The sequence below is a fragment of the Haloferula chungangensis genome, assembly GCF_042664875.1.
GTDB lineage: Bacteria > Verrucomicrobiota > Verrucomicrobiia > Verrucomicrobiales > Akkermansiaceae > Haloferula > Haloferula chungangensis.
Window position 1 is genome coordinate 249,583 of sequence record NZ_JBHTBS010000001.1, and the last position, 20,784, is coordinate 270,366.

General features: G+C 57.7%; 21 protein-coding genes. 6 read left to right on the plus strand and 15 right to left on the minus strand.

Going from position 1 to position 20,784, the window contains the following annotated elements; genetic code table 11:
• Positions 1-3: 3 nt before the first annotated feature.
• The 8 genes from ACFQY0_RS01085 to ACFQY0_RS01120 all read right to left on the minus strand — a co-directional run bounded on the left by ACFQY0_RS01085 (position 4) and on the right by ACFQY0_RS01120 (position 7,674).
• Complete coding sequence (locus ACFQY0_RS01085) at positions 4-252, minus strand: hypothetical protein (protein WP_379708184.1); 249 nt, start codon at positions 250-252, stop codon at positions 4-6.
• A 730-nt stretch (positions 253-982) separates the two neighbouring features.
• Positions 983-2,350, minus strand: a complete 1,368-nt coding sequence (locus tag ACFQY0_RS01090) for a primase-helicase family protein (protein WP_379708186.1) — start codon at positions 2,348-2,350, stop codon at positions 983-985.
• Complete coding sequence (locus ACFQY0_RS01095) at positions 2,347-3,099, minus strand: hypothetical protein (protein ID WP_379708188.1); 753 nt, start codon at positions 3,097-3,099, stop codon at positions 2,347-2,349. The genes ACFQY0_RS01090 and ACFQY0_RS01095 overlap by 4 nt, the downstream gene beginning before the upstream one ends.
• 182 nt (positions 3,100-3,281) lie before the next feature.
• Positions 3,282-3,497, minus strand: a complete 216-nt coding sequence (locus ACFQY0_RS01100; protein WP_379708190.1) for a helix-turn-helix domain-containing protein — start codon at positions 3,495-3,497, stop codon at positions 3,282-3,284.
• Positions 3,498-3,552: 55 nt separating this feature from the next.
• Complete coding sequence (locus tag ACFQY0_RS01105) at positions 3,553-4,128, minus strand: hypothetical protein (RefSeq protein ID WP_379708192.1); 576 nt, start codon at positions 4,126-4,128, stop codon at positions 3,553-3,555.
• Positions 4,125-5,384: a tyrosine-type recombinase/integrase gene (locus tag ACFQY0_RS01110; RefSeq protein ID WP_379708194.1), complete on the minus strand. Its 1,260-nt coding sequence runs from the start codon at positions 5,382-5,384 to the stop codon at positions 4,125-4,127. The genes ACFQY0_RS01105 and ACFQY0_RS01110 overlap by 4 nt, the downstream gene beginning before the upstream one ends.
• 226 nt (positions 5,385-5,610) lie before the next feature.
• Positions 5,611-6,732 carry an aminotransferase class I/II-fold pyridoxal phosphate-dependent enzyme gene (locus ACFQY0_RS01115; RefSeq protein ID WP_379708196.1) on the minus strand — a complete coding sequence of 374 codons (1,122 nt, stop codon included), beginning with the start codon at positions 6,730-6,732 and terminating at the stop codon, positions 5,611-5,613.
• 42 nt (positions 6,733-6,774) lie between these two features.
• Positions 6,775-7,674, minus strand: coding sequence for a D-alanyl-D-alanine carboxypeptidase family protein (locus tag ACFQY0_RS01120; RefSeq protein ID WP_379708198.1), 900 nt, complete (start codon positions 7,672-7,674; stop codon positions 6,775-6,777).
• A 165-nt stretch (positions 7,675-7,839) separates the two neighbouring features.
• Between ACFQY0_RS01120 and rpsN the strand changes: the two genes are divergently transcribed.
• The 3 genes from rpsN (at position 7,840) to ACFQY0_RS01135 (ending at position 9,875) form a co-directional block, all read left to right on the plus strand.
• Positions 7,840-8,109 carry a 30S ribosomal protein S14 gene (gene rpsN, locus ACFQY0_RS01125; RefSeq protein ID WP_379708200.1) on the plus strand — a complete coding sequence of 90 codons (270 nt, stop codon included), beginning with the start codon at positions 7,840-7,842 and terminating at the stop codon, positions 8,107-8,109.
• Positions 8,110-8,170: 61 nt separating this feature from the next.
• Positions 8,171-8,431: an FmdB family zinc ribbon protein gene (locus ACFQY0_RS01130; protein ID WP_379708202.1), complete on the plus strand. Its 261-nt coding sequence runs from the start codon at positions 8,171-8,173 to the stop codon at positions 8,429-8,431.
• A 7-nt stretch (positions 8,432-8,438) separates the two neighbouring features.
• Positions 8,439-9,875, plus strand: a complete 1,437-nt coding sequence (locus tag ACFQY0_RS01135) for a hemolysin family protein (RefSeq protein ID WP_379708204.1) — start codon at positions 8,439-8,441, stop codon at positions 9,873-9,875.
• 208 nt (positions 9,876-10,083) lie between these two features.
• On the opposite strand, the gene ACFQY0_RS01140 is transcribed toward ACFQY0_RS01135, so the two are convergent.
• The 5 genes from ACFQY0_RS01140 to ACFQY0_RS01160 form a co-directional block, all read right to left on the minus strand.
• On the minus strand, positions 10,084-10,848 hold the full coding sequence (locus ACFQY0_RS01140; RefSeq protein ID WP_379708206.1) for a hypothetical protein: 765 nt from the start codon (positions 10,846-10,848) through the stop codon (positions 10,084-10,086).
• A 241-nt stretch (positions 10,849-11,089) separates the two neighbouring features.
• Complete coding sequence (locus ACFQY0_RS01145; RefSeq protein ID WP_379708208.1) at positions 11,090-11,878, minus strand: class I SAM-dependent methyltransferase; 789 nt, start codon at positions 11,876-11,878, stop codon at positions 11,090-11,092.
• Between the two features lie 83 nt (positions 11,879-11,961).
• The gene (locus ACFQY0_RS01150; RefSeq protein ID WP_379708210.1) at positions 11,962-12,483 is read right to left on the minus strand and encodes a type II secretion system protein GspG; all 522 of its coding nucleotides are present in this window, start codon (positions 12,481-12,483) and stop codon (positions 11,962-11,964) included.
• 143 nt (positions 12,484-12,626) lie between these two features.
• Positions 12,627-14,309, minus strand: coding sequence for a DUF4407 domain-containing protein (locus tag ACFQY0_RS01155; RefSeq protein WP_379708212.1), 1,683 nt, complete (start codon positions 14,307-14,309; stop codon positions 12,627-12,629).
• 14 nt (positions 14,310-14,323) lie between these two features.
• Positions 14,324-16,240: a cation:proton antiporter gene (locus ACFQY0_RS01160; protein ID WP_379708214.1), complete on the minus strand. Its 1,917-nt coding sequence runs from the start codon at positions 16,238-16,240 to the stop codon at positions 14,324-14,326.
• 277 nt (positions 16,241-16,517) lie between these two features.
• On the opposite strand from ACFQY0_RS01160, the gene dgt reads away from it, so the two are divergent.
• On the plus strand, positions 16,518-17,807 hold the full coding sequence (gene dgt / locus ACFQY0_RS01165; protein ID WP_379708216.1) for a dGTP triphosphohydrolase: 1,290 nt from the start codon (positions 16,518-16,520) through the stop codon (positions 17,805-17,807).
• Positions 17,808-17,812: 5 nt separating this feature from the next.
• Here the strand turns inward: dgt and ACFQY0_RS01170 are convergent, their stop codons facing one another.
• On the minus strand, positions 17,813-18,583 hold the full coding sequence (locus ACFQY0_RS01170; protein ID WP_379708218.1) for an SDR family oxidoreductase: 771 nt from the start codon (positions 18,581-18,583) through the stop codon (positions 17,813-17,815).
• Positions 18,584-18,806: 223 nt separating this feature from the next.
• Between ACFQY0_RS01170 and ACFQY0_RS01175 the strand changes: the two genes are divergently transcribed.
• Both ACFQY0_RS01175 and ACFQY0_RS01180 read left to right on the plus strand, forming a co-directional pair.
• Positions 18,807-19,430, plus strand: coding sequence for a ribonuclease HII (locus tag ACFQY0_RS01175; RefSeq protein WP_379708220.1), 624 nt, complete (start codon positions 18,807-18,809; stop codon positions 19,428-19,430).
• Positions 19,417-19,797: a YraN family protein gene (locus ACFQY0_RS01180; protein ID WP_379708222.1), complete on the plus strand. Its 381-nt coding sequence runs from the start codon at positions 19,417-19,419 to the stop codon at positions 19,795-19,797. Before ACFQY0_RS01175 ends, ACFQY0_RS01180 begins: the two co-directional genes overlap by 14 nt.
• A gap of 306 nt (positions 19,798-20,103) precedes the next feature.
• On the opposite strand, the gene ACFQY0_RS01185 is transcribed toward ACFQY0_RS01180, so the two are convergent.
• The gene (locus ACFQY0_RS01185) at positions 20,104-20,652 is read right to left on the minus strand and encodes a YqgE/AlgH family protein (protein WP_379708224.1); all 549 of its coding nucleotides are present in this window, start codon (positions 20,650-20,652) and stop codon (positions 20,104-20,106) included.
• Between the last annotated feature and the right edge of the window lie 132 nt (positions 20,653-20,784).

A 20,784-nucleotide genomic window follows, 5' to 3' on the forward strand; every position in this document is an offset into this window, starting at 1 on the left:
GATTTATTGAGCGTATTTGGCCAAAGCCACGCGTCTGCGGGCGGCGGCGATCTGTTGATTGCATTTCTCAATTACACCGTCGCGGCTCAGATAGAAGAAGAGGGCTCCGGTCCTGCTCTGGGTTGCGAGGGTTTCGATCAGCTCGGCAGGATTTTCAGGGTCGATTCCACGGTCGCGGAAACGTCGGATTTGGCGCGGATCGACTCCGAGAATTTCGCCAAGTTCTGCATCGGGTATGGTTCGCTTGAGCACGGGACGAATGAACACTATTTGTCCGATGCAAGCAAGTTGCAAATGCAATTAGTTTGCATGTGGGGCGAATCTCCCTGTGGGGGGGTTGCGTTTCATGACTAACCTTAGTTGTGTCCTAAGGTTTAAAAGGTGCGCCCGATTCCCATGGGCGACGCGTCGCATGAGCACTGCTGATGCTACGGAAGCCTTTCAAGGGGGGTGTCCTGCCCCGTATTCGCCTCCTGCGCGCCCTGTCCGTCAGGCTTACCCTTCCACGACTCCGACCGGATGCCGCGACTCTCAAGCCATACTGTGCACGCCCGGGCTACCTCCCGGCTTAGCACGATCTCGCGTCGCATTTTCCGCTGCTCCGGTGTCAGCGTCCCGTGCTGCTTCGTGCTGTTGTTCCTTCTTCCTCGTCGGCTCATGGCTTCGGCTTCGGGGTTCGTGGTGTGACTGCTCGCTTGGTCCCCAGCGCAACGGCGGTCCCATCGTTGGCCAGCTTGATCGACACGGGCAGTAGATGGAGCACCCAGCGTTTCGGATCGGTTGGCGCGGATGCTTTTGCGACCAGCGCAAAGCAGGCTTCCCCGGTGTCGGTTAGCAGGTCGGATTGTTCCGGTGACAGCACTAGTCGAGTGGTCGAGGGGAGTGGACTAGTGGAGCAAGTTTCTGACTTCGTAGAATTTTCCATGGTCAGCAATCGTTGATTCTTCGTTTATTTTTCGAATAAAGGTAAAAACATGGTCCACTAGTCCACTGGTTCGCGGAGTGGCCGGCTGACAATCCAGCGTTGAATTGCCGTCTTCGCCTTCGATTTCTGGATGATCTCCGACCCCTGCCTTGCGAGCTTTCCGAGTAGCTTCCCACTGATCGAATAGTGTTTCGACAGGAGGCTGTTAGCCTGACTCCGAACGGGGCTGTCAGCGTCGCAAAGGGTCGCTTCGATGTCACAAGCGGGCACCTCCCTCGATTCACCTGGGGATAGGTTGAACGCCCCCCGGTCGAGCGCGATACGAAGCAGGTCTTCAAGTCGGGACTCCTCAGCGATGTTCCCAAGTGCCTCCTCGAGTTCCGCGTCTCGCCATGCCCGAACGCCCGCCCGGCTATCTGCTAGGGCATCGGGGATAGTCATTCCTTCAAGCCATGCGGTGAACGCTGGGAGTTCGGCGCGGATTTCCTTCTGGAATGACAGCTTGCCTTCCGGTGTCGATGTCCCAGGCGGAACGGTGATCTTGTTGACGCGAAGGAGAATCACCTTGTCGTCGAGGTCATCGTCAATTGGGGGAATGATGGCCAAGGATTCCGGCGTGTCATTGCAACAGACCATGACGCGCCACACGGGGCGAAGTGAAATGGCCGACACGTTCCTTCGATTCACTTGGACTTCGCCGCCATAGATGGCTTCCTTGAACCGAGCGCCGAATTCCTTCCGCTTTCTGATGTCGGTAGTCCCGACGCTGTCGTCGATCAATAGAAGCTCGGCCCCGACGAGATCGTCGTTCCATGGGAGCGTCCCACTCCATGCCGTGAACGGGTGGCCGACACGTCCTCCAAGCAACTGCGCGGTGATCCATGCGAGGAGGCTTTTCCCGGTGTTGACGGTCCCCGCCATGACGAGCAAAGGCGCAGCCTGATGGATCCCGTATCGGACAGCACGAATTGCCCCAGCCAGCCATCCGCTAAAGATGATCCTCGCTTCATTCTCAGGGAATGCGTCGCGAATGATCCCGGAGATTGTCGGGAATGCTCCCGGCGCGGGTTCCGGTAGTGTCGGCTCACTGGTCACCAGTAGCGACAAACCGTTTTTGCGAACGATGCCCCGCTTGTGTCCCGCAATGGATCCGCTCCAGTCGACAGCGTTGTCGATTTCGGCGTCGGCAATGCGGTTCTTCGCCTCTTCCTTCGATTCCTTTTCGTCATGGCCACGGGTCACAAAGTGCCGGGTCACTCCAGCTAGGACAGGAGCCTTTCGGGTGTAGCTTCGATAATGGGTGCCAACGTCGACGAGATACTGACTCTTCACCGAATCGTAGAACACGCCCGACGGATCGAAGCGCAACTTCTTATCGTCACCCGTCACGAGCTTGTCGTGATACTCTTCAATTGTCTCGCTCATTGGGTGATGTTGTTAGGGTTGAAATAGACGACTTCCTGCGGCTTCCCGTTGTCGCGGGTTCCGTTCGGCATGCGGACGAACTGCGAGTGGTTCCGGTAGAGCGCCGGGTCTGCACCGAGGGCGAGGCATGTCCGCCAAAAGATGCGGTCCCGGTCCGTGTGTGGAGTGGTCGGGAACCATGCGTGCTTTGACTTTCCCCCAGATGACAGGACCAGCGCGGCCCCTCTGAATTTCATCAACTGCATGATGATCGAAGGGTGTTGTTCCGGCGGCGGATCATCGAAGTCGCAAACGATGTATGCACGCGGCCCCGTCGCTTCCTTCGTGTGCTGCGATGGTTTTCCGGTCTGAGTTTTTCCCCACCGCGCAATCATCGGCGCTGCGACAATGAATTGGTGGTTTTTGAGGTCATCGAATCCCGCCAAGGTAGCGGTCTTGAATTCCCGGTTTGAACGCCCGATGCAAAGCAGGGTTTCCGGATCGGGGAAGAGTCTGCGGATGATTCCTTCCGGGCTGATGGTCTCCGGATCCTCCATGGGTGAAAGTTCGCGGAGCGTGTCGGCTGTCGCATTGATCTCCCGGTGAAGCCGTAGAGTTTCCCGCTTGTTCCAGGTCGGAAGCTCAGGCGGCTTTGAGTAGTCCCCGCACTTGTCGATCGTGGTGGAGTAAACCTTCTCTACAGTGCTTTCGACTTCCCGGTGCTGGAATCGACGGCGAAGAGTTCCATCGTAGCTCTGCAAGGTAGCCACGGCGGCCCCGGCATTCATCCCGGCCCTACGGCATGCCCACGCGGCCTTCATAACCCACCGGTGAATGTCGTTGATAGGCGGTGCTTGAATATCGGCGGCAGTGGTGGTAGCTTGTCGATGCTGCTTCGACTTCTGCCCTTCCTCGGCCTCCCGCTGGGGGAGGGCTCTTTGTTTGCCGGGGCTCATTTCGTTGCCCCCAGCACGGCCTCCATGTCGAATCTGAGAGCGCCACCGATTCGGACCGATGGAATCACTCCTTTCTCTGCCCAAAGCGCGACGGTCCGCTTGTGGACGTCGAAATGCTTGGCGATGACTTCCGCCCGGACAAGGGGGCGGCGTTTGGTTTCAGCAAGCGTGTTGTCTTGCTCCGGCTTCGTTGGATACGTGATTGATTTCACGTTTCCCACTCTTCCCATTTTTCAGGATGTGGGAACACGGGAAGAATTGCATTCTTTACGTGGTGACCTTTAGCTTGCCCAATGCCTTCAGGTCAGCACGAATCTGGTCGTCGCTGAATTCCTTAGGCGTGAGCTCACTTAAGCACGCTTTCATCTCCGATACCGTTGCTGACTTCATTCTGAAGTATTGAAGACACCGGAGGACCAGAACCCTTAGCGGGTATTCTTGATCTCCCCGGCTCTTTTCTAAGTGCTTGTCGACGTGCCGGATTGCCTCGGCCACTTGCATGAAAAAGGCATCGTCACCAACCGCAATAGCCACCGATGAAATCATTGAAAACGTCTCTTCGTAATCACTAACGATCTCTTGTTGCTCCTTTTTCCACTCATTCTTGCTCATACCCTCCAGCCCGCTCCTAATCATTCGGATATCGAACACCAACCTTGCAAGCCGAGGCTCGATGGCCGCAGGAAAAGCCGCGATAGCGAACAAGGTTTCGCTCTTGCTCGCTCCTGTGAGCACTGCCAGCTTGCCATCATCTCGAACTTCACAACGCCCCGGGAGCATCGCTAGTGTGTTCGGACTGAGTGGTGGCATTTTCTTCAAACCCTTCTTTCGTCCTGCACTCATGCTGCTTTGATGGTTTTGATTTTTGTTCCTTTGGGTCCGATACTCAGAATCTCGAGTGCCTGCTTCTTCGTCATCCGGCCGACGTAGTGCCGACGCAATAGGTCATGTCCGCCGGTGTGGCCGAACTGGAAAATCAGAGTCTCGAGCGGTTCGCCAGTTGCTACCAAGATGCTCGCGCAAGTGTGACGTGCGACGTTCTTCGGCCATGGTCCACGGGTCGGCTTCGGCGGCTTGGCAAGCAATCGAGCGACAACGTTCCACCCGGCACGACGGCGAACTAATTTCGAGACTTCCACCCAGTTAGCTCCGACGATGAAATCCTCCGGGTCTGCATCGGCGGGCCGGTAGGCTTCGATCCATGCTGCCAGGGCAGGGCAGATCGGAACGAGTCGCCGCTTTCCTTTCTTCGCGATGCTTGCGCCAATTTCGACGTGCTCCTCTCCTAAGTCAGACCAGCATAGACCCGCCAACTCGGCAGACCGGATCCCTCCGAAAATTGCTAGAGCAAAGGCGCAAGCGGCATTCGGTGAATACCCCTCGGCGGCTTCGAGTAGTGCGCGGGCTTCTGCGGGCTTGAATACTACAGTGTCGGCTTCTGTCTCCTTCGTGGTGTATTCCAGAGCTTCGAGCGGTGCCGTGGTGCACCATTCGCGCGGAGGCTTCGCGGCCCATCTCCAGAACGCTCCCAGATTCCGCATGTGAACCTTGCGCGTCGACGGCGTGAGTCCGCCAAGCAATGCGTCGAGGTCTGCTGCTGTGATGTCGGCAAGGGTTCTGTTGTCGAGCGGTGTCAGAGCGGTTTGGAGTGTGTAGCGGTAGCCTTTCAAGGTGACTTCTCGCAACTCGGTTTCCTTCAGCGCCAAGTAGAGCGTAACAGCATCCACGAAGAGCTTCGATGCGTTGCGGGCTGTGTGAGCGGCGCGGTAGGCAAGGGCGGCTTCGAGTAGGCTTCCCGATCCCCCAATGGCTTCCCTTGCCTCCACAAGCTCCCGGATGGCTTCGGCGAGGGTGATTTGCAGACCCGCACTTTCGAGTCGTTCCCGGGCGGTGTTAGAGTCCTGAGCAAGTCGCGGATCAATTGCCTTGTCGGGAGCTTCCTTGCCTTCGATGCGATCGATATATTCGCGGGCTGAATCTCGGGTCTTGAAGTGCACTCGGATTCGCTTTCCCGTGTCGGACATGGAAGCGGGAACATCCACCCGCCAGCGTTTGCGGGATTTATTGAAAACAGGTTCGAGAGCAGGCTTGGCGGGCATCGGGTAGTGAGTTGAAGTTGCCCACTTGTGCCCAAAAAGGCGGGAAAATGCAAGGTGAATAGGAAAAACGGGAAAAATGGGTATTGAGTATCAGTCAATTAACGCGTCCCCGTCTCATTCAGGTTCATGTGGGAGCAATCCCGTGGAGGTTCGATTCCTCTCGCGCGTACCATCCTTTTTTGAAGAGGAGTCTCTTTCGAAGAACTGAGCGGAAGATTGCTCGGGATTATAGCTCGGCGAGCTTTTCACCAAGATCCCTCACCGTATCGGCCTGATGGGCTGCCGAGAGTGAAATGCGCAAACGGGCCGTGCCGCGAGGGACGGTGGGATAGCGGATGGCGGGGACGATGAATCCCTTTTCGGCGAGTCGGATTGAAGCGTTCAGCGCGCTATTGTTGTCGCCCAGCACGCGAGGGATGATCGGGGTCGTGGCATCGGGAGCGATGAGGCGGATGTTTTCCTGCAGACGGGAACGCAGCTCGGTGCCGGCAACGATGATATCCAGGGCGGTGGAAGCCGCGTGGGCGAGGGCCGGTGGCGGAGCGGTGGAGTAGATGAACGAGCGGGCGCGATTGATCAGGAGATCGCGCCAGATGGCCGAGCAGGTGATGTAGGCACCCGATAGGCCAGCCGCCTTGCTGAGGGTGCCCATGTGAAAGTCGATATGATCCTGGAGTCCGAGGGCTTCCCCGAGGCCCATGCCGGTGGGGCCGAGCACTCCGAAACCGTGGGCTTCATCGAGCAGCAGCAGGGCATCGTGCTTGTCCTTGAGGGACACGATTTCGCGCAGTGGGCAAAGATCACCATCCATCGAGAAAACGGACTCTGTTAGAATGAGGATCCGTCGGGATGATTTGGCGCGGATGGATTCTAACAGCTCTGCAAGTCGTTCGACATTGTTGTGAGGAAAGACGCGAATGGTGGCTCCGGAAAGCTTGGCGCCATCGATCAGGCTGGCGTGTGAAAGCTTGTCGAGGATGATGTGATCACCTTTTCCGACAATGGCAGGAATGGTGCCGAGTGCCGTCGCAAAGCCGGATGAAAAGAGAAGCGCGGACTCTGATCGCTTGGCGGCGGCAAGTTGCTGTTCGAAGCGATCGTGAGGCGGAAGCGTTCCGGTGATGAGGCGGGAGGCCGCCGCTCCCGCACCGAAAAGCGAGAGGCCCTCCTGAAAGGCGCGGACGAGACGAGGATCGTTGGCGAGGCCGAGGTAATCGTTCGATGCGAAATTCCACAGCGGGCGGCCGTCGCGTATGACCTGCGGACCGGAAGCGGAATCCAGTGGCTTCAGTGTGCGAAGCAGGCCGTGACTGGCAAGTTCGTCGAGCTCTTCCTGGGGGCTTGGCATGCGCGGGCGGGGACTTGCTGGCTGGGAGCCCTGCGGGGCGGCTTACTCGGCGGCGTCTCTTTCAAGTGCCCAGCGAAGGAGCTTCTCGGAGTCCTTCCAGATATGTGCCGAGTTGCTTTTGAGGACGACGACGATCGCGGAACGACCGTTGAGGGTGCCGCTTGAAACCAGGCAACGGCCGGCAGCATTGGTGGTGCCGGTTTTCATGCCGTCGCAGTAAGGGACGCTCTTGAGCAGGCGATTGGTGTTTTCAAGGAACTTGGTGCGTCCATCGGAATACCGGAAAGTGTAGGACTTGATTCGTGTCCACGAACGGATCAGCGGAACCTGATAGGCGGCGCGAGCGGCGATGGCGATATCGCGTGCGGTGGAATACTGGCCTTGGGCGGGCAGTCCGTTAGGGTTGACGAAGTTCGAGTGGCGCATGCCAAGCGAGGCGGCTTTGCGATTCATCATGACAGCGAAGCCCTCCTGGGAACCTCCAACGTCGCGGGCGAGGGCGCGGGCCACATCGTTTCCGCTCTTCACAATGAGGGCGCGCATCAGATCGGTGCGCGAGTAGGTCTCGCCCGGGCGCAGATAGAGCTTGGTGGGTTCGCAGCGCGTGTCGCTGGACTGAATCGTGACCTGCTTGTTGACGTTGCCAGCGCTGATCACCGTCAATGCCGTCACCAGCTTCTGAGTCGAGGCGACGGGCCGGATCGAGTCGGCATTCTTGGCGTAGAGAACCCGGCCGGACTCGGCATCGATCACGATCGCGCTTTCACCTACGACCTGAGGGGGGGCTTGTTTGGGAATGGTGCCGACCCGGACGGGGGTGCTGGCGGTCTGCTGATGGGTTTTTCCCTGATCATAGAGATTCGGTTCGCCCCCCCCGCAGGAAGAAATGGCGAATGCGAATGCAGAAATGGCGAGGAAGCGGAGAGTCGTGTGCCGGAGCATGGGCGCGGATAAAAGCGTGGATGGGCCGCCTGCTCAAGGGGGATTGTTGACGGCGATGCGAGTAATTAGGATTTCCTAATATTTGAGCTTAGGAAAATAAGTAGAGAAAAAGCTAGTTTGGGCTTGCATCATCCCGTGTGTGGGGTATTTCCCGCGCCCCGAATTATGGCTAAATCAAGCTGGATTGCACGCAACGACCGCAAAAAGCGCACTGTCGCAAAGTACGCCGACCTTCGTCACAAACTGAAGGCCGAAAAGGATTATATTGGACTCACCATGCTTCCGCGTGATGCGAGCCCGACTCGCTTGGTCAACCGCTGTGAGCACTCCGGCCGTCGCCGTGCGTTCATCCGCCGTTTCCGTCTTTCCCGTATCAGTTTCCGCGAACTGGCTTCCCATGGCATGCTTCCGGGCGTGACCAAGTCGAGCTGGTAATCCGGCCTGTTTTCTGCTTAGTTTGACGGGAGGCGGTAACTGCTCGTCCTCCCGTCGAGTAATGCCAATCTACGAATACATTTCAGAGCAACCGGACGATCCTGAGCGATCGTGTCGAATTTGCAGTCGGGGTTTTGAACTCCGGCGACCCATCGACCGGGCACCCCTTGAGAAGTGCCTGACTTGTCGTAACCCTGTCCGCAAGGTCATCTCGCGGATCAATACGCCAAAAATTCTGAAGCCGCTCTCGGTGAGCGATGCGAAGAAGGCAGGGTTTACCGTCATGGAACGGCGGGACAAGGGCGTTTACGAGAAACTGTGAACGTCGAATGAGTGTATTTTTTGAAATAGGACTTCTGGCTTCAGCTGGTGGAGAGTTGGCGCATGACTGGCCGGGTGCCGGGAAAGTTCTGCTCTACATTGCGGGGATTACTTTCTTCCTCTTGCTGAATGCCTTCTTCGTGGCCTCGGAGTTTGCGATCGTAAAGGTCCGTCCGAGCCAGATTGAGACCCACGAGAAAGACCATCCCGGAAGTACCAAAACCGCCATGAAGGTGGTGGAGAACCTCGATGGCTATCTTTCTGCCAACCAGTTGGGGATCACGATTGCTTCCTTGGCCCTTGGTTTCCTGGGTGAGCCTTTTGTGCAGGCATTGGTGACCCCGGTTCTTTTCAAGGCGGGCATGCCGGAGTCGGTGGTAGTCATGGGCACGACCTTCGAGCCGGTGAGATGGATCTCATTCGCGCTGGCCATTGCGTCGTTCACCTTCCTCCATGTGGTCATTGGCGAGTTGATGCCGAAGTCGATTGCGATCCGTAAGTCGGTGGCGACGACCTTGTTGCTCGCTGGTCCGCTTCACATTTTCTACAAATCCTTCCACTGGGCGATCCGGGTGCTGAATGGCACGGCGAACCTGCTTCTGAAGAAGCTTTTCCGCATCGATCCGATCTCGGAAGGTGAGCATGTCCACTCCGCTGCGGAACTCGCCCTGCTTGTGACCGAAAGCGGTGATGCGATGGAGGTGACGGATACCGAACGCGAGATCGCGATCAATGCGCTTGAGCTGAATGAGCTGTGGGTGCGCGATGTGATGACGCCCCGCCAGGATGTTGTGGTGCTTGATGCCGATGAGGATTTCGAGAAGTCGGTCGATATGGCGCGACGCACGAAGCATACCCGCTTTCCATTGGTGAAGGGTGGGCACCTCGACAACCACATCGGGCTGATCCACATCAAGGACGTGCTGAAAATCGTCGGCGAACCGGATCCCGATCTGATGCGGATCAAGCGCGACTTGAAACTGGTGCCCGACACCATGCCGCTCGATGCGCTGCTGAAGTTTTTCCTCAAGGAGCGTGCTCACCTCGCGGTGGCGGTGGATGAATTCGGCACGCCGGTGGGCATCGTGTTCCTCGACAACGTGATTGAGGAGATCGTTGGTGACATTCAGGACGAGTTCGACAACGAGAATCCCGAGTTCGTAAGGATCAATGACGAGGAGTTCGTGATCGAAGGCTCACTGACTTTGAATGATCTATCGGACGTCGAGGAGGCTCTTGAGCTGGAAAGTGGCGAGGTGACGACCATTGGTGGCTACATCACCCAGCAGCTGGGACGTTTCCCGGAAGTCGGCGAGACGATGGAGATCAATGGCTGGGAAGCGAAGGTCACCAGCACCGACGGACGTCGGGTCGGTCAGATCCATTTCCGCAAGCTTGAGGTCGCCATCGCTGGTGAAGGTGAAGAGAGCGCGGAAGAAGCCTAAGTGGCAACCACGACGGGAACCTCAGCGAGTTTGGCTGTCGCTGTCTAGGTCTAGCGGCAAGGGGATCGAGATTGCGGATCCACCGACTCCTTGGAGTGACGCTCGCCTACGGCACATTTAGTGTCGATCCTGCTGGAGACCTTGAGGGGAGATTACAAAAAAGCGGAGCGGCAGCTCTGGGGCGCACGCTCCGCTCCGGGAAAGGTGATCAAGCGAGGTGCCGGCGGCGACGAAGAAGCGCCAAGGTCCCCAGGGATCCGAGAAGAGCGACTGTTGGTTCCGGAATGTTGACGATGGTGAGGCTGTCGACCGTGAAGGACTCATTATTGAGGCTGGTTCCCTGGCGGAAGAAGAATCCGTCCAAGGTTGGGCTCGACGAGGTAGGGGTCGTGGTGGTGATCGTCTCGCCCCCAAGAGTTGCGGAGGATTGCCCGGTCGCGAAGTCGTAGGAAAGAGTTACATCGTAGGTGGTATCATAGAGCAAATCCAAGGTACCTGGGATGATGCTCCCTGCAGTAGTTTGAGACCTGATTCCAATTCGAAAGTCAGCCGTATCGGATGGCGTCGACCCTGCGTCGATGATGTAGAGGAGACTGGACAAGCTGCTGGTTGACGAGCTGGTGCCCGTTTTGAATCCCGCGAAGTAGCTCGGGTTAGGATTGTAGTTGTTGAAGGTGTTGAAGCCAATCTTGGTATCGTCGCTCACCGAGAAACTGAAAGTGGCAGTGATGACGCCTTCCATCTGGGCAGTATATTGAACCAACGCATCTTCGCGAGCACTCGAACTCGAGCTGTGGGCCAGTGAAATCTGACTGGACGAGACAAGCACAGGGCCATTGCCCAAACCGGAATAGGCGGTCCACGTGCCGTTGCCGACGAGGTTCCCATCTGGATAATCAAAGGGCTCGTCGACCAAAGTAATGCTGGCGATACTCTGAGTCACCACGACGGAGTAGATAGTCAGGATCGGCAATAAAGATGTTCTATATTTCATAATGTCTTCGGGCTCCTCGATAGCAGAGATTGTGCCAGCTGATTGTGCCCCTTTTGGATTCCTCGAGTCCGTCGAAGGGGAGTCGTGGATAAGTGTAACCCTATAAAGATCAGAGGGTAATGAATTCATGGGGGTTGCGAGCCAAGCCGCGGCATTGAGCCGTCTCCCTGGATGTCAGAACGAGAGTCAACCGCCGATACCTAACCGGCTGGAACCTTGATTACTCGCTCCGCGGATTTGCGGTCGCGCTGGTGCTCTTCTTCCGGGCAACCAAGGTGATGATCTGGGAGTCTTCGTCGACGGCGAGTTGTTCGTCGAAGTCCGCCACCGCCGTCTCGACGATGAAGCCGACATCAGCGATGAGTTTCGCGAGTTGGTGGGCGCTGAACCAGCGGATGCTCTGTTTCGAGCGGTGCTCTCGAATCTCTTCTCCGTCTGTTAGTTGATAGTGATGTTCCCGTTTGAGGAGGCGTTTCCTTCGATCGAGTTGATGTTTCGTCCGAATGCTGGCGTGACGACCGTCGGGGAGTGTGAGTTCGTGATCCGGATACCATTCGTTTTCGGGGAGTTCACCGTCGATCTCGGCGTAGGGGATGAAAACGGTGAGATAAAGAAGGCCGCCCGGAATCAGGAGCTTCTTGAAGTTTTTCAGGGTGGCGATGGGATCGTCCGAAAGCTGGAAGGTGAAGGCGGGGACTAGGACGCAGTGATAGGGATTTAATGCGGCGAAGCTTGTCATATCTCCGAGGTGGAGTGTCGGTGAAAGCTCCTGCTCTTGGGCGGAGATGCGACACATTTCAAGCATCTCGCTTGAGCTTTCAAGGCCTTCGATGGTGTGACCGTTCTTGATAAGGGGGAGGAGCAGACGACCGGAACCGCAACCGATCTCCAAGGCTCTTCCCGGGTGATTCTTGAGAAGGGAATCGAGCCACTCGAATTCCGGGGACTCCTCACTCGACCAGAAGACATCGTGAAGCTCGGCTTCGAGGGAGGTGTAGTGGCTGCTCACGGGGAGAGTTGAAACGCCAAGTCGCCTGAGGCGCAAAGCTTTGTTCGACGAAAGCGACGGCGATGTTTGTGTCAGGTTGGGGATTAGGCAGGGTTGATACGTCTCTGATACCTGATCTTTCCGATGAGGAAACCGATCGTGAGAGTCGCGAAAATGAGGAAGCCTGCGGTTTTCCAGTGGAGTTTTAGATCGATCAGTGGCTCCCGTGATTCCTCGGACCAGGAATTGATGTCATCGGGATCATTTCCCTGAGTCCTTGAAATCCCATCTTTTCCTGGGCTATAGAAGCCGAATCCGCTCGGGTAGCCATCCCCGGCGACGTAGCTGTAGGGAATCCCCCATGGGTCCGTGGGGACTTCGTCCAGGAGTTGAGTCCATCTTGCTTGCGGAGGCAGACTGGCGGGCCGGTGGACCAGGCATCCAAGGCCGAGTTCCGGATCGGGAAGAATGCCGGTTGTGGTCTTGTATATTCTAACAGCCGCGCCGAGGCTGTTGAAGTCACCGGAGATTCGTGTGCGCTTTGCACTGGCCTGCGATGAGGTGGTAAGAATCGTTAGAGTAACGAGGAGGGTAAAGAAAGGAAACTGGGTGACTCGAGATGACATGGGGCCATCTCCCTAAAACCGCTTGGGAGCGAATCTGTCTTGGGCGGCATAGACGTGGGAACGCGTACCGGAGTGAATGGACAACGGATTTTCAATGTCAGGCCCCTATTGATGGCGATTGACCCTGAAGGCTCAGCTGCGCCTCAGGCGTGCTGGCTGGTGAAGAAAACTTCCATGCGGCGGTGGAGGTCGTCGTAGAAGGACTTCTTCATGGCTTCCAGGGCGGCAATGCGTTCGGGACCTGCGTGAATGGCGGCTGCCTGCTCGAAGCGCATCTTCTCTTCAAAGGCTTTCTCCATTTCGATCATGGAATCGAGGAACTCACGGGCAGCGCGGGAGTGCTCGACGCCGTCGACGAGCGCGTGCTCGAGTCGCTTGTTACGGGTGACGGCAATCAGGTTGCCGCCGGCAAGTTGATCCATGTAGCGACGGTGACTGGTGCGGAAAGCCTGGTGCTCGGACTCGTAGGCGATCTCATCGCGATCGAGAAGGGTGTCGTAGGGTCCGGACTTGGTGAAGAATTTGACGACCAGCGGAATGGTGTCCACGAGCATGAACAGCGCTGTTAGAACGATGTAGGTGTAGAAGGCGAACTTGCCGCCTTCGGCGCCGTTTTCAAAGAGGCGGTGGAGGGCGAGGGTCTGGGTGAGGATATCGCGTCGGGGTTCCTCCTGAAGCCCGGTGATGCGGTTGCGTTCCTCCGTCGCGATTTCTGCGAGGGCGGTCTGGGCGCGTTTGAGTTCTTCAAGTCGCGTGTCAATCTGGAGCTTGATCGTTTCACGGAGACCGTTTTGTTGGGTGACGAAGGCCTCGGCCTGATCTTCCTCGACTTGGCGTTTGAGGGCATTGACACGTTCGGCTTCGGCCCGATTGGCGAGTTCGATTTCAGCGAGTTTGGCTTCGAAGGCGGCAACGGTGGATTGTTCTGCGGCGCGAATTTGCGACTGCAGCACCGTCTTCTCGGACGTCAGGTGTTCGAGGAGCCCGCCCATGCGTTGGGCTTCGGTGCGGCGGGGTTCGAGTTGATCGGTTTTGATCGAGCGGGCACGCGGGCCTTCGCCAACAAGGCCGGAGCGTTGGCCGTTGAGTTCCTTTTCGTATTCGGACTGCCAGAAACCGAGCTCGGTTTGAACCGTTGCATATTGGGGCGCGAGTTCGTCGTACTGCCCCTGCACGATTTTCAGTCGCTCGGAGAATGGAGCGGTGGCATCGGCAATCGAGCTATCGAGTTCCTTCTGCTGCTCGGCGGTGAGTCCCGGAATTGCCGAGTCGGCATCCTCCCGCTCCTGAATGATGAACTTGGCCTGAAATGTCTCACTCCAATTCTCACGTAAGCCGGCCACGGCGTTTTCCAAGCTGTCGATTTCCTTGTTGGCGCGGTCCTTGGTGAGGGTGAACTCGGCGCGGACCTGTTCGATTTCCTTGGCTCGATCCTCTTCGATGACCGAGCTGACGGTATCGCGAAAAAGCAGCAGGACGAGCGGGTGGGCGATGGTCAAACCCATCAGGATCGCGACGCAAAGTCGCAAGGCAAACTGGGAGAGTTTCCGCCACCAGGATTGGAAAGGGCGGTAGCCGGCGAGCAGCGCGCGGTCGATGGTCAGGATGATCAGCGACCAGACAGTGGCGACGGAGTAGATGACGCGCGGGTCACTGGTAAGAGTGGAGAGCGCGTAGGCGCTGGCAATGAAGGCGAAGGCGCAGGGGACGAGGACGGTCGCTCCGAAGGCGACGTATTTTCGCTGCTCCCAGGTGGGGCACTGTTCGAGGGTCTCGGTTCCGGCACCGGAGAGCCAGAAGAACAGGCGTTTTAGGGAATGAAGCATGGAATGGATGAATACTATGGGATCTCGGGAGGTGTTTCAGAAGCCTTTTCGGGCTTGGATACCAAGGCATAGAGCGTTGTCCCGGCGGCGACTTTTTCAATTTTCGCCGGAGCGGGGCGCAGGCCCCGGGTTTCATCAGCCAGGAAAAGAATGATCGGAGCCTGCTCCTGGTAGGCGGCGTGGAAGTCTTCGAGGGTGAAGACGTCGGTAATTTTGGACTTCGTGACCTCCGCTCCGGAGGCAACGAGACGCTGGAGCGTCGGGTGGTTGGGGGCACCGCTGAAGCAGGTTTGAGAGCGGAGCTCGGAGGCGGCGGCGGTTTTGTGATGCTGGTCGCGATCGAGCGGCGCGATTTGCCAGACCCCGGCACGGCCGAACTGATGAATGAAGCGGTAGGATGCGATCGAGTTGACTTCATCGTTCGGGGTTCCTGCGATGAGGGACCCGAGGCCGTTGAAATCGAGTTCCTCTTCGGCGAATTCGGACAGGATGTTGGCTCGATGCGCTTCGAGGCCGAGCATCTTGGCGGTGGAAATGTTGGTATAATTGGTGTCGAGCAGCATCACCCGGTGGCCATCGTCGTGCAGGCTCTTGGCGGCGAGGCGGGCCCAGGCATCGGCTCCGGCGAAGAGAATGCCGGAGGAGTTCTTCGAGGCGAGACCAAGGAGTCGGGCGAGTGGCGAGGCGGTCAAACCATAGATGGCGACCGTTCCAATAATGACCAGGAAGATCAGGGCGACGAGTTCGTTCGACTGTCGGGCGATGGTATCGGCTTCGGGACCGAAGTACTGGCCGCTGCGCGCCGCCTCAACGAATTCGAGGGCAAAAATGGAGGTCACGGCCGCGGCGACAATCCCTCGGGGCGCAAGAAAGGCGAGGAAGGTGCGTTCGTTTCTGGTGGTATTGGTGGAGCCAATGAGTGAACCGTAGACGGATAGCGGGCGACCGACGAAAATCAGGAAGGCAAGCAGAGCCAATCCTTTCCCGAGGGAGTTGTTCAGATCTTCCAGCTCGATTCGACCGGACAGCACGATGAAGAGCGATGAGATGATGAGCGTGCGGAGGTTCTCCTTGAACTCGAGGATGTGTCGGACGGAGACCGTGCGTTGGTTGGCGAGGACAATGCCGAGCACGGTGACGGTGACGAGGCCGGCTTCCTTCTCGATTTGATTCGACCCGGTGAATGCGACGGCCACGACGGCGAGGAGAAAGACCGGCTGAAGGTAATCCGGAATCAGGTGGTGGCGGAGGAGCCACTCGATGACCTTGCCGAGAAGAAATCCCCCGAGCACTCCAACGAGCAGCATCTTCCCGATTGCAATCCCGGTGGCGGCCCAGGCGGCGTCGACATCGGCTGACAGCGCGATTTTGAAAACAAGGACGGCGAGGACGGCACCGATGGGGTCGACGACGATGCCCTCCCACTTGACGATCGACGCCATCTTGCGGGTGGGATTGACGTGACGAAGCAGCGGGGCGATCACGGTCGGACCGGTGACCGTCAGGATCGCACCGGTTAGGGCGGCCAGGCGGATGTCGTAGCCCAGAACCTTCCACATGAAGAGCGTGGTGGCAGCCATTGAGATGCCGACGGCGATGGTGCAGAGCCGCAGAATCGGCAGACCGGATACCCTGAGTTCGTTGAACCTGAGAGTCAGACCGCCCTCGAAAAGGATGATCGCGACGAAAAGACCGACGGCTGAGAGCAACGGGCTGGAGTGGCCATTGCCGGCCGCGAGGAAGTCGTCGATCCGGACGCCCGTCCATTGACCGAGGCCGAAACCGAAAGCGAGGAGCAGCAGGATGGAAGGGAGCTTGAACTTCCAGGCGAGCCACTGAGCCAGCACGCCGAGGGCAAGGATCAGCGTGAGATAGAGGAGGGACGACATCGCGTGATGGCTGGCCGCGGCGAGGAAAAGAGAGTCGAGCATGCGCGGGGTAGTTCTAATGGAGATGGGAGGCTCGGCGACGGAAAAATTGCAGGAAATTCGGAGGTCGCAACGCGATCCGCAGCGTGAATAGAAGTGACGAAAGGATGGTGCGCAGCGCCTTCGCAGAAAAACGAACTGGCGGGAAGGGTCGTGCTTTGGACCTCTTACTGCAGAATTTGTTCCAGATCGGGTCGGGACGCACCACATCCAGCAATCCTGGCCTGGATCCCGAATTGCTTTGCCCGGCCAAGCTGATTCGGGATAGATAGGCGGGGCAATGGGGAATCGGTTTTACGGAGAGTTCGATACCGAGCGACGCTCGGGAAAGGGAAGCGACGGGGATTTTCGGACGCCCTTTCAAGTGGATCGGGATCGGGTGCTCCACACCCCGGCATTCCGCAGACTTCAGAACAAGACTCAGGTCTTCTGGAGCGGAGAGTATGATTTTTATCGCACCCGCCTGACGCACTCGCTGGAGGTGGCGCAGATTGGACGATCGATTTGTCACTGGCTCAAGTCCATGGGCGAACCCTTGGCTGAGGACTTCTACATCGATCCCGAGCTGGTTGAGGCGGCCTGTCTTTCTCACGATCTCGGACATCCTCCGTTCGGCCATGCCGGTGAGCGAACCCTCAACCATCTGACGGCGGCATGGGGAGGCTTCGAGGGCAATGCCCAGACGCTTCGTCTCCTCACCGAACGGATCTTCTCCGTAAAAGGGACGGGAATGGATCCCAGCCGAGCTTTTCTCGATGCGGTGCTGAAATACAAGTCGCTCTGGAGCGAGAGAAAGTATCTTGAGAAGCAGCTTCCGAAAAACCATTTCATCTACGATTTTCAGAACCAGTGGTTGGACTGGACGATGGGTGGCCACGATTTTCCCGCCGAGTTCACACCGGGAAAGGTGCGCGATTCCTTCAAGTCGATCGAATGCCAGATCATGGATTGGGCGGACGACACGGCCTACTCCCTGAACGACCTTTCCGATAGTGTGCGTGCTGGATTTCTCACCATCGAGAGGCTTGACCGCTGGGCGGAGAAAAATGGGGTTTCATGCGGGGAGGGCAGCCCATTGGGGCATCTCGCGACCGCCATGCGGAGGCAAAGCGTGGATCCTTTCGTGGGGAGCCGTATCGGCAAATACATCAGAGCCTGCCGTCTGGAGAGCGACGTCAATTTCCTCAGCGCCCAGAGCAACCGCTACCGATTCCGGCTATCGATCGATCCCGCAGTAAAGGCCGAGTCCGAAGTGTTCAAGAAGCTCGCCTATGATGTGGTGTTCCTTTCTCCACAATTGAAGCAGCTCGAACACAAGGGGAGTCATCTCCTGCGCGGATTATGGAATGTGCTCGAGGAGCGTTATGTGAAGGGCAACCCCATCGACGGTCAGCACTTTCAGCTTTTGCCGGAAGAGGATGCGCTGGAAATCGAGGGAGCTGCGAGCGAAGGCGAACGCGCCCGGCTGGTGTGTGACTTTCTGGCCGGCATGACTGATGGCCATGCGGCACGGATGTACAAACGCCTGTTCACACCCGACTTCGGCTCGATCGGCGATTTGATCGGGTGAGGTGCTCAGCGTCCCATCCAGCCTCCATCTACTAGGAGCGTCGTACCATGGACATAGCTCGCGGCTTCTGAAGCGAGGAAAACGGCGGGACCTGCAAAATCCTCGGGTTTGCCCCAGCGACCTGCAGGAATGCGTCCGAGGATGGCCTGGCTGCGTACCGGGTCATTGCGCAGGGCTTCGGTGTTGTCGGTGTCGATGTAGCCGGGAGCGATCGCATTGACGTTGACTCCCTTGCCAGCCCATTCGTTGGCGAGAGCCATGGTGAGTTGGCCGATGCCTCCCTTCGATGCGGCGTAGCCAGGGACGGTGATGCCGCCCTGGAAAGTCAGCAGTGATGCCGTGAAAATGATCTTGCCGGAACCGCGGGCGACCATTGCCTTGCCGATTTCGCGGGAAAGGATGAATTGGGCGTTGAGGTTCACTTCCATGACTTGATCCCAGTATTCATCGGGATGGCTGATGGCGGGCTCGCGGAGAATCGTGCCTGCATTGTTGATCAGGATATCGATGACCGGGTGCTCCGTCTCGAGTTCCCGGATGAAGGCGTAGAGCGACTGTCGGTCGCTGAAATCGCAGGTGTATGCGGAGAATCTGCGGCCGGTGGCCTCGACATCCCTGGCGACATCGCTGCCTTTGCTTTCGAGGCTGGCACTGACACCGATGATGTCTGCCCCTGCCTCCGCGAGCGCGAGCGCCATGCCCTTGCCGATTCCTCGTTTGCACCCGGTGACGACTGCGGTTTTTCCGGCGAGACTGAATTGATTGAGAACGCTCATGTGGAGCCGTGTGTCTCAAAGCTGACGAATCATGGCAAGTGTAAGATTGTCGACAATCGGCTGCTGAGGTGGCGGGTCATTGTCGGAATCGTTTTCAGGTGTGATTGCCACGACGGATTTGGTAGCGCGGAGTGGGCCTTTTTTTGTCGCATCCCGGGAGCTGGGTCGCAATCGTTTCCGGGTCAGGTGGTACGCCAAGAAGTGCCATTGACGAATTTCTAAGATGCCTGATCTATCCCTCGAAATTGGTTGTCAGTCCCGTGGGTTCTCGCTCGTCGCGGGGGTCGATGAGGCGGGACGCGGTCCGCTTGCGGGGCCGGTATCGGCGGCAGCGGTGGTGCTGCCTGAGGGCTTCGATTGCCCGGAGCTCGACGACTCCAAAAAGCTCAGCGAGAAGAAACGGGAGCGTCTTTACGAAGAACTTCTGGCGGTGCCGGGGCTTGAGTGGTCGCTGTCGTTTGCGGAGCCGGAGGAAATTGACCGGGTGAATATCCTGCGAGCGACCCATGCGGCGATGGCCCGGGCCGTGAAAGGACTGAAGTTGAAGATCGATCACTGTCTGGTCGACGGACTGGCGGTGCCAGGCTTTCCCTGGTCCCATGACGGGGTGGTGAAGGGCGACGGGCTTTCGCTCTCGATCGCGGCGGCAAGCATCATTGCCAAGGTCTCACGGGATCGCCGCATGCTGGATTACGCACGGGACTTTCCGGAATACGGCTTTGAGCGACACAAGGGATATGGTACCAAGATTCATCTTGAAGCGCTCCGTCGTCATGGCCCCTGTGGCATTCATCGTCGCTCGTTTCAGCCCGTCGCTCAATGCACGTTGCCGTTTGACGGGGCGTGACGGTGAGCGGGTGACGCCGGCTGAAATCGGGCGGAGGGGTGAGAAGATCGCACGGGCTTGGCTCCGGGCGAGAGCGGTGAAGGTGCTCTACAACAACTTCCGGGCGCCTCAGGGAGGGGAGGTGGATATCGTGGCGAGGGAGGACGACCTCCTGCTTTTCACGGAGGTCAAGACGCGGACTTCCACGGATTTTGGTCGGCCGCTGGACGCCGTGAACAAAGCCAAACGGAAGCTGATCCGGCGTGGCGCGAATGAGTGGCTACGACTCCTCGGGACCCGAGAAATCCCGTGGCGATACGATGTGATCGAGGTGGTCTTGCTCGATGGAGAAAAGCCCCGGGTGAACCGCGTGGAGAATGTGACTTAAGGATATTCACTGTTATTCACAGAGTCACCAGATGAGATCTTCTCGTTTGAATCAATTGTTTTAATCAGGATTTCAAGAGGTGATTTATTGTTTTAATCAACAATTTTAAAATGCCCATAAAGAACGAAAGACTAGACGAATAAGACGATAAATACGACGAAAACGTAACGGTGTGTATGTGGTGGAAATCGCTTTGCCACGAAGCAATCGACTGTTTGAAACCGGAGTTATTCACAGGATCGAGCGGTAACCGGTCTTGGTGAAGCGGTGTTACTCTCCACTCTGTATGAAGAAAGAATGGCCGAGTTAGTTCGCCTCGGGATGCTCCGGGGCCTCGGCGAGGATCCGGTGATAGGGAGACATCTCCTTGAGGATCTCGGACCAGAGTTTTTCATTGTGCTCCCTGCCGAGCAGTGAGGGCTCGGGGCGGGCGGGGATCCAGGAGTCGCGGCGCAGCTCGGATTCAAGCTGTCCGGGGGTCCACCCGGAATACCCGACGAAGGCGCGGACAATGATGCCGGGTTGTTTGGATCGCTCGATGGCTTCGTGGGCCGGCAGGCGGAGTTGCCAATGGAGGCCGTCGTGAGGATTCCACCAGAAGGCGGAGAAGCTCAGTTGCTCTTTGGCGACCGGTCCGCCGATGTGAACGGGGATCTTCGCCAGATTGGCGAAGGCCTCGTCCTTGAGGAAATGCCCGACGTTGTGGCCGGTGGGATGATTGAGGATCAGGCCGAGGGCTCCTTCCTCGGCGGTGTGGCTGGCAAGGAGGATGACGGATCGATTGAAGAAACCATCGCGCAACGAGGGGTCGGCTAGGATGAGGGTGCCTTCAAGTTTGATCTGCGAATCGGACATTGCTGGACCGAAGGTAAGCCCGAATTGGCCGGGGAAAAGGAGATCTTCGAGAAGAAGAGCCTGATTCTCATTGTGAAATCACTGGACGGGAAGGATTGTAAAGCTCACAGGCCACAGGCAGCATACCGCGCA

Excerpts from the sequence above, each read along its gene's own strand:
- ACFQY0_RS01110 (WP_379708194.1), bottom strand. The coding sequence starts at position 5,384 with ATGCCCGCCAAGCCTGCTCTCGAACCTGTTTTCAATAAATCCCGCAAA.
- ACFQY0_RS01160 (WP_379708214.1), bottom strand. The coding sequence starts at position 16,240 with ATGCTCGACTCTCTTTTCCTCGCCGCGGCCAGCCATCACGCGATGTCG.
- dgt (WP_379708216.1), top strand. The coding sequence starts at position 16,518 with ATGGGGAATCGGTTTTACGGAGAGTTCGATACCGAGCGACGCTCGGGA.
- ACFQY0_RS01130 (WP_379708202.1), top strand. The coding sequence starts at position 8,171 with ATGCCAATCTACGAATACATTTCAGAGCAACCGGACGATCCTGAGCGA.
- rpsN (WP_379708200.1), top strand. The coding sequence starts at position 7,840 with ATGGCTAAATCAAGCTGGATTGCACGCAACGACCGCAAAAAGCGCACT.
- ACFQY0_RS01175 (WP_379708220.1), top strand. The coding sequence starts at position 18,807 with ATGCCTGATCTATCCCTCGAAATTGGTTGTCAGTCCCGTGGGTTCTCG.
- ACFQY0_RS01120 (WP_379708198.1), bottom strand. The coding sequence starts at position 7,674 with ATGCTCCGGCACACGACTCTCCGCTTCCTCGCCATTTCTGCATTCGCA.
- ACFQY0_RS01185 (WP_379708224.1), bottom strand. The coding sequence starts at position 20,652 with ATGTCCGATTCGCAGATCAAACTTGAAGGCACCCTCATCCTAGCCGAC.
- ACFQY0_RS01170 (WP_379708218.1), bottom strand. The coding sequence starts at position 18,583 with ATGAGCGTTCTCAATCAATTCAGTCTCGCCGGAAAAACCGCAGTCGTC.
- ACFQY0_RS01150 (WP_379708210.1), bottom strand. The coding sequence starts at position 12,483 with ATGTCATCTCGAGTCACCCAGTTTCCTTTCTTTACCCTCCTCGTTACT.
- ACFQY0_RS01105 (WP_379708192.1), bottom strand. The coding sequence starts at position 4,128 with ATGAGTGCAGGACGAAAGAAGGGTTTGAAGAAAATGCCACCACTCAGT.
- ACFQY0_RS01115 (WP_379708196.1), bottom strand. The coding sequence starts at position 6,732 with ATGCCAAGCCCCCAGGAAGAGCTCGACGAACTTGCCAGTCACGGCCTG.
- ACFQY0_RS01155 (WP_379708212.1), bottom strand. The coding sequence starts at position 14,309 with ATGCTTCATTCCCTAAAACGCCTGTTCTTCTGGCTCTCCGGTGCCGGA.
- ACFQY0_RS01090 (WP_379708186.1), bottom strand. The coding sequence starts at position 2,350 with ATGAGCGAGACAATTGAAGAGTATCACGACAAGCTCGTGACGGGTGAC.
- ACFQY0_RS01135 (WP_379708204.1), top strand. The coding sequence starts at position 8,439 with ATGAGTGTATTTTTTGAAATAGGACTTCTGGCTTCAGCTGGTGGAGAG.